The organism is Skermanella sp. (assembly GCF_059503625.1).
This window is the reverse complement of record NZ_JCACHA010000001.1, coordinates 1-4,616: the sequence shown is the minus strand read 5'-3', so window position 1 is coordinate 4,616 and position 4,616 is coordinate 1. Positions and strand designations below refer to the sequence as shown.

The following is a 4,616-nucleotide window of genomic DNA, read 5'->3' as shown; positions in this document are numbered from 1 at the left end:
AGCCACTCGACTCCACTTTCGTCGTGATCGAGGAGGTCGAGCTGGAGAACTGGGGTCGGGGCAGCCTGCCGGTCGCCGAGTTCCGCACGCGGCAATCCGAAGGGTGAAACCCAGTCCATCCGGCCTTCCGACAGCGAAATTCTGCCGGCTGCACGTCGCGGCGGCGGGATCCTGGCGGGATGGCCGCACCCTCTCTCCTCGAGTGAGTGCATTATTCGCCAACCGCCTCCATGAGGCTGTCGCGCAGGGTCGAGACGGCCTTCTGCAGCTTCGCGAACTCCTCGGGCGGCAGGCGGGTCTGCTTGATCAGGTTCATGGTCAAGCCCTTTTCGCGCAGGCGGCGTCCGGCCTCGGTGAGGTTCACCCGGACCTGGCGCTCATCCTTGGGGTCGCGCCGCCGTGTCAGGTATCCCATGGACTCCAGCTTCTTGAGGATGGGGGTGAGGGTGTTGGACTCGAGGAACAGCTTCTCGCCGAGGCGGCTGACCGTCTGGTCGTCCTCCTCCCACAGCGCCACGACTGCGATGTACTGGGGGTAGGTAAGGCCAAGCTCGTCGAGGATCGGCTTGTAGGCCCGGCCGAAGGCGAGGTTTGCCGAGTAGACTGCAAAGCACAGGAAGTCGGCGAGCCGGGGAGTGGCAGCCTCCGGTGTGGTGGGTTTCATGCTTATCCTCTCTGGCTCACGAAATGGTGAAGGGCTTTCCCCTATATAGGACGCATCCGATTAAATCGGAAGCTTGATTATCGGCGCTTGAGCGTGCATAATCGTATCGTACTCGATTAAATCGAACACGATATTAAGCGGAAGCTCTCGTCACGCCCAGCCTGGACGCCGTCTCGGCCCAGATGCTGGCGGTGAGGAGAGAGTTACTTGCAAAGGGCGTCAAAACTCGGCGCTGAGCAAGTCCAGCAGAAGTCAAACCGGCTTATCGGTAACCAATTCGGGTCCGACCGCGCATGCCGCCGGGTGACCCGCAGATCATGGAGAACCACCATGTCCAACACCTCGACACGTATTTTCTTCGGTTTCATCGCCGGAGCTCTCTCGCACGTGATCTTCCAGGGAGCGCTCGGCACCCTATACTTCGCCGTCGACATGATCCCGGCGCTGCCGTGGAGCCTGAAGCCGTTGCCCCCCTTTGGTGTGCCGACAACCGTCAACTTCGCATTCTGGGCCGGCCTCTGGGGCATTGCCTACGCGCTGGTCGAAACGCGCCTGACCGCCCGTGTGGGGCGTCTGGCCGGCGGGCTCATCTTCGGCGTCGCGGCACTCCTCGTGCGCTGGCTGGTCGTGCTGCCGCTGAAGGGCGCGCCCTTTGCCGAGGGCCTCCAGGCCCAGGCGGTGACCGTGTATGTCGGCTTCCATCTGATCTTCGGCATCGGTCTCGCCCTGATCTTCGGAGCAGCACTCGCACTCGCCCGGCGAAACACCGGCGCATCGCCCAAGGCGCTGCACGGCTGACCCTCCGGCGCACGTCGCGCCTCACCAACCCACCGCCAACACACCGCCTCGACAGAGGCGAGAGGATCTCGAACATGACCATTGCCCGCTTCCCTCCCCAGCGCCGGACCGGCGCCCCTGATCGGATACCGCTTCCGGCAACGGGAACGAAGTCCCTGACGCTCCGGCTGGCGACAATCGTCGGCGTCGTCGCTGCGGTCGCCGTTCTTTTGAACGTGACCGGAGCGCTCGATTATCTCAGCTTCGCAGAGCTTGCACGCAACCGCGAATGGCTAGACGGGAGGGTGCAAGACCTCGGCTATGCAGCGCCGCTCGTCTTCGTCCTCGTCTACGCCCTGTGCACCGCGTTTTCGCTTCCCACTGGCCTCCTGCTGTCGACACTCGGCGGCTTCCTCTTCGGGACGCTGTGGGGCGGCTTCTTCAACGTGGTCGGAGCGACGCTCGGCGCGACGATGCTCTTTCTGGCGGCGAGAACCGCCCTTGGCGATGCCCTCCGTGCCCGCGCCGGCCCCTCGCTGCGGAAGCTCGAAGCCGGCTTTCGCGAGAACGAGCTCAGCTACATGCTGGTGCTTCGTCTGGTGCCGCTGTTCCCCTTCTGGCTCGTCAATCTGTCGCCGGCGTTCCTCGGGGTCCGCACGTCCACCTTCATCATCGGCACCTTCGTCGGGATCATCCCGGGAGCGCTCGTTTTCGCCAGCGTCGGGACGGGCCTCGGCGCGATCCTGGCGAGCGGCGGCACGCCCAACGGCTCCGCCCTCCTCCAGCCACACGTCCTTCTTCCGATCGGCGGCCTCGTCATCTTGGCGCTGATCCCGGTCGTCCTGAAGCGGTTCCGCCACCGGCCGACCTCCAACCTGGAGCACTCCTCATGAACGGGTCCATCATCAATGCGGACATCGCGGTCATCGGCGCCGGCTCCGGCGGCCTTTCCGTTGCCGCCGGTGCTGCCCAGCTCGGTGCCTCGACCGTGCTGATCGAGAAGGATCGCATGGGCGGCGACTGCCTCAACACCGGCTGCGTACCGTCGAAGGCGCTGCTTGCCTCGGCGAAGGCCGCCCGCCGCTGGCGCGGCGAGCAGGCGCTGGGCGTGAACCACGCGCCGCCAAGCGTCGACTTCGCGGCCGTGAACCGGCACGTCCATGAGGTGATCGCCGCGATCGCGCCGAATGACTCGATCGAGCGGTTCGAGGGGCTCGGCGTCAAGGTAATCAAGGGCGCCGCCCGCTTCGCAGGACCGCGCGAGATTGTTGTCGATGGGACGCGCATCCGAGCCCGTCGCTTCGTCGTCGCGACCGGATCCAGGGCCGCCGTGCCTCCAATCCCCGGGCTCGAGCGCGTGCCGTACTTCACCAACGAGACGGTGTTCGAGAACACGGAGCTGCCGCGTCATCTGATCATCATCGGCGGCGGCCCGATCGGTCTCGAAATGGCCCAGGCGCATCGGGCGCTCGGTTCGGAGGTGACGGTGCTGGAAGCCTTCCGCATCCTGCCGAAGGACGATCCCGAACTGGCGTTGATGCTGCGGGAGCGCCTCGTCGGCGACGGCATTGCTATACGGGAGCAGGTGACGATCGCGGCCGTCGAACCGGAAGACGCCGGTGTGGCCGCGGTGATCGAGAGTGCGGACGGCGGCCGGGAACGGATCGTCGGCTCGCATCTGCTCGTCGCCGCCGGCAGGCGCCCGAATGTCGACGATCTCGATCTCGAGAAAGCCGGCATTGAGTATGGTCTCAAGGGCATCAAAGTCGATGCGCGACTGCGCACCACCAATCGCAACGTCTTCGCGATCGGCGACGTCGCCGGCGGACCGCAGTTCACCCATGTGGCCGGCTATCACGCCGGGATCGTCATCCGCAATGCGCTGTTCCGCCAGCCCGCCAAGGTCGACTACCGCTCGCTTCCCTGGGTCACCTATACCGATCCCGAGTTCGCTCATGTCGGCCTCACCGAAGAGCAGGCGCGTGCGGCCCACGGCGACGACATCACGGTCCTGCGCTGGCCCTATCACGAGAACGACCGCGCCCAGACGGAGCGCGAGACCCACGGCCTGCTGAAGGCGGTGACGACCAAATCCGGTACAATCCTCGGTGCCTCGATCCTCGGGGCGCAGGCCGGCGAACTGATCCAGGTCTGGGTGCTGGCGATCGGCCAGGGGCTGAACATCAAGGCGCTCGCCGGGATGATTGCCCCCTATCCGACGCTCGGCGAGGTTAGCAAGCGCGCCGCGGGCAGCTTCTTCACACCCAGATTGTTCAGCCCGCGCACCAGGAAGCTGGTCCGCTTCCTGTCCTGGTTCGGCTGATCCTCGAACCGACGGTCACGTCGAACCCGGTCCTTCATCCCAAAGTGATTCCGCATCGTCCCCGAACCCGTCAGGAGCCGTTTCCATGCCTACGATCTCAGCTCGCCTTGCGCTGGGCTTCGCCGCCGCAGCCCTCTCGCACGTGATCTTCCAGGGCGCACTCGGCGCCGCTCTCTACGCCGGCAATCTGGTGCCGGAGCTTGTCTGGAGCCTCGAGCCGGTGCCGCCCTTCGGTGTGCCCGCCACGGTCAACAACATGTTCTGGGATGGGCTCTGGGGCATGCTCTACGCGCTGCTCGAACCAAGGCTGACGGCGCGGCTCGGGCGTCTGCCGGGCGGTCTCGTTCTCGGCCTCGCCTCGCTTCTCACATTCTGGTTCGTCGTGCTGCCGCTCAAGGGTGCCGGGGCCGGCGGCGGCTTTCAGGGCGCCGAGGTTGCCATCGATGTCGCCTTCGACCTGACTTTCGGGATCGGCACGGCCATGCTCTTCTGGGTCGGCAGCCGGATTGGCATCGGTACATTGCCGAGGCACAGCTCAACGCTGACCCGCGGTTCGTAACGGCGATCGCAGTAAGCAGACCGGATTGGGAGGCCGGCGATGGCGCCCCGATCCGAGACTGCCGGACTGCCCATGGTTCCTATTACACTTTTGGAAAGGAGACCACCTGTGCAACGGTTTGCTGTCACGGCGTCACGGGAAGGGAAGCTTCCGTACCAGGACGGCAGCATCGTTGCCTGGATTGTCAGAACTTACCACCCCTTGGAGGAAGACGGGAAAGCCTTCGGCCGTCCGCAATCCGGTTCTGTTGCAAAGTTCTGCCCGAGACAAAGCTACCGTGATTTTAGGCCATT

At 65.1% G+C, this 4,616-nt stretch carries 6 protein-coding genes; 5 read left to right on the top strand and 1 reads right to left on the bottom strand.

Translation table 11 applies throughout. From position 1 onward, the window contains the following. Positions 1-211: 211 nt before the first annotated feature. The gene (locus AC5JJ6_RS00030; RefSeq protein ID WP_496040074.1) at positions 212-664 is read right to left on the bottom strand and encodes a MarR family winged helix-turn-helix transcriptional regulator; all 453 of its coding nucleotides are present in this window, start codon (positions 662-664) and stop codon (positions 212-214) included. 330 nt (positions 665-994) lie between these two features. Between AC5JJ6_RS00030 and AC5JJ6_RS00025 the strand changes: the two genes are divergently transcribed. The 5 genes from AC5JJ6_RS00025 to AC5JJ6_RS00005 form a co-directional block, all read left to right on the top strand. Beyond that, positions 995-1,462, top strand: a complete 468-nt coding sequence (locus tag AC5JJ6_RS00025; RefSeq protein ID WP_496040073.1) for a hypothetical protein — start codon at positions 995-997, stop codon at positions 1,460-1,462. Positions 1,463-1,536: 74 nt separating this feature from the next. Further along, positions 1,537-2,334 carry a TVP38/TMEM64 family protein gene (locus AC5JJ6_RS00020; RefSeq protein WP_496040072.1) on the top strand — a complete coding sequence of 266 codons (798 nt, stop codon included), beginning with the start codon at positions 1,537-1,539 and terminating at the stop codon, positions 2,332-2,334. Continuing rightward, positions 2,331-3,764: a dihydrolipoyl dehydrogenase family protein gene (locus tag AC5JJ6_RS00015; RefSeq protein WP_496040071.1), complete on the top strand. Its 1,434-nt coding sequence runs from the start codon at positions 2,331-2,333 to the stop codon at positions 3,762-3,764. Before AC5JJ6_RS00020 ends, AC5JJ6_RS00015 begins: the two co-directional genes overlap by 4 nt. A gap of 85 nt (positions 3,765-3,849) precedes the next feature. After that, complete coding sequence (locus AC5JJ6_RS00010; RefSeq protein WP_496040070.1) at positions 3,850-4,323, top strand: hypothetical protein; 474 nt, start codon at positions 3,850-3,852, stop codon at positions 4,321-4,323. A gap of 108 nt (positions 4,324-4,431) precedes the next feature. Next, the coding region (locus AC5JJ6_RS00005; protein ID WP_496040069.1) for a hypothetical protein at positions 4,432-4,616 on the top strand (185 nt) is incomplete at its 3' end.

Excerpts from the sequence above, each read along its gene's own strand:
- AC5JJ6_RS00030 (WP_496040074.1), bottom strand. The coding sequence starts at position 664 with ATGAAACCCACCACACCGGAGGCTGCCACTCCCCGGCTCGCCGACTTC.
- AC5JJ6_RS00025 (WP_496040073.1), top strand. The coding sequence starts at position 995 with ATGTCCAACACCTCGACACGTATTTTCTTCGGTTTCATCGCCGGAGCT.
- AC5JJ6_RS00020 (WP_496040072.1), top strand. The coding sequence starts at position 1,537 with ATGACCATTGCCCGCTTCCCTCCCCAGCGCCGGACCGGCGCCCCTGAT.
- AC5JJ6_RS00015 (WP_496040071.1), top strand. The coding sequence starts at position 2,331 with ATGAACGGGTCCATCATCAATGCGGACATCGCGGTCATCGGCGCCGGC.
- AC5JJ6_RS00010 (WP_496040070.1), top strand. The coding sequence starts at position 3,850 with ATGCCTACGATCTCAGCTCGCCTTGCGCTGGGCTTCGCCGCCGCAGCC.